The organism is Photobacterium obscurum (assembly GCF_026191635.1).
In the GTDB taxonomy this organism is placed as follows: domain Bacteria; phylum Pseudomonadota; class Gammaproteobacteria; order Enterobacterales; family Vibrionaceae; genus Photobacterium; species Photobacterium obscurum.
Genome location: NZ_JAKRRW010000047.1, coordinates 1 through 2170 on the forward strand (window position 1 = coordinate 1; position 2170 = coordinate 2170).

The following is a 2170-nucleotide window of genomic DNA, read 5'->3' on the forward strand; positions in this document are numbered from 1 at the left end:
GGAATGGGGCGTGCGACGTGAAGTCGTATGAAGCGCTGTTCACCGCTTAATGAGTGAACCATCTGTATCACCAGATGAACCTAGGAGCCTGAATAAAGTAGCGGCTCTGACAATGTAACGAAGAACGGGGGTCATACCGTTCGGGGTCGAAATCGTGAGAGGACGACCCTCCTGATAACCACAAATCGGGTGAGTGCTAGGTAGCCAGTATGATGAACATATGTGAACCTGCGTAAGGGGCGTTATCCTTGCAAACAGCGGAAGTGGTTAACACGCTGTAGCCAAAAGGCACGAGAGTTGGAAAGAGATTGCCCCATGCTCTTTCGTGATCGTTAAGCTCTCCGCTCCATAGCAGGCATCTACCCTGACATTGCGCGACATACGGAACACGGTAAGCCTGTATCACTCCCTCTGGGAAAGCCTACATAGCCGATAGTGATGCAGGTATAGGAGGTCGGAGAAAGCAAAGGCTGCATTGTAACGATGCAGATACAGACTCATGTCTGAGCACGAAAGTGCGCCCACTTCCGACTGGTCTCCCGTTGCGAGAGAATTTCGAAGAACTTTATTCAAGGAGAAACGCAAATGATGGTCTCAAAAGAGATTAGTGCCTCTCCTGACAGCGCTCAATGGAAATCCATAAATTGGAAAACCGTTGAATCCCATGTTTTAAAGCTTCAGATGCGTATCGCAAAGGCAACGAGAGAAGGTAAACACGGCAAAGCGAAAGCGTTGCAGTGGATACTGACTCACTCGCGTTCAGCAAAGCTTCTTGCTGTTAAGCGAGTATCACAAAACAAAGGCAGTAAAACGCCTGGAATTGACGGCGTTATCTGGAATACGGATACGCGCCGCATGAAAGCTGTCAGTCAATTGAGCAGAAAAGCTTATCAAGCCAAACCGCTCAAGCGTATCTACATCCCCAAGAAAAACGGCAAGCTCAGACCACTTGGTATCCCCTGCATGGTCGATAGAGCGCAGCAAGCGCTTCATCTTCTTGCACTAGAGCCAGTATCAGAAACACTTGCAGACCCTAACAGCTATGGATTTAGACCAAACCGCAGCACTGCCGATGCAGTCGCGCAGTGCTTCAAGTGTTTGGCTCTAAAACGATCCGCTGAATGGGTTCTTGAGGGAGACATCAAATCTTGTTTCGACAAGATCGGCCATCAATGGCTTCTTGATAACATCGCTGTAGACAAGCGTATGTTGGAACAATGGTTAAAGTCTGGCTTCATGGACAAAGGGCTGTTTTATCGCACTGACGAGGGCACACCACAAGGAGGGATCATATCTCCCACCTTGATGCTAATGACTCTTGCAGGGCTTGAGCAGTGCATAAAGTCCACTGCACTCAAAAAGGGTGCTAGAGCCAACTTTATTGGATATGCCGACGATTTCGTCGTCACTTGCGCTTCAAAGGAAGTGCTGGAGAACGATATCAAACCGTTGATTACTGATTTCTTAGCGGAAAGAGGCTTAACACTCTCCGAAGAGAAAACGCACATCACTCACATCAACTATGGCTTTGACTTCTTAGGTTTTAATCATAGGAAGTACAAAGGGAAATTGCTCATTAAGCCGTGCAAATCCAATACATTGACGTTCTTAAGTAATCTGCGTGAACTCATCAAAAAGCACGTAACCCTTCCAGTGAATGATCTTATCAAACTGATAAATCCGAAACTCAGGGGATGGTCGAATTACTATCGACACTGCGTCGCGAAACAGATATTCGGATATGTAGGCCACAAGCTATTCCATGCGTTATGGCACTGGGCTAAAAGGCGTCATCCAACAAAATCTAGAACTTGGATCGCGCTTAAATACTTCATCAATCGAAAAGGCCAATGGCAATTTCACGGTTGGCAGAAGATCATGGATATGGATTGCCAGTTCAATCTCTTCCAAATAGCCAAAGTGCCTATCGAGAGACATGTGAAAATCCGAAATGCGGCGACACCATTTGACCCTCAATATCAAGAATACTTGGCGAAGAGAAAGTCCAAAAGGCAAGCTCGCAACTCTTGGAATGAACCTGCTCCAACTGCTCTATAAGTTGCTGGGTATCAAACGATGCTTTTGTGGAGGCTTGAGCCGTATGCAGTGAAAGTTGCACGTACGGTTCTTAGGGAGACGGCACTTGGTAACAGGTGTCGTCCACCCGACA

At 47.1% G+C, this 2170-nt stretch carries 1 protein-coding gene; it reads left to right on the forward strand.

Annotation, left to right across the window (positions count from 1 at the left end; all coding sequences use genetic code 11):
- Positions 1-585 precede the first annotated feature (585 nt).
- Complete coding sequence (gene ltrA, locus MD588_RS25820) at positions 586-2058, forward strand: group II intron reverse transcriptase/maturase (RefSeq protein WP_265700822.1); 1473 nt, start codon at positions 586-588, stop codon at positions 2056-2058.
- Positions 2059-2170 lie beyond the last annotated feature (112 nt).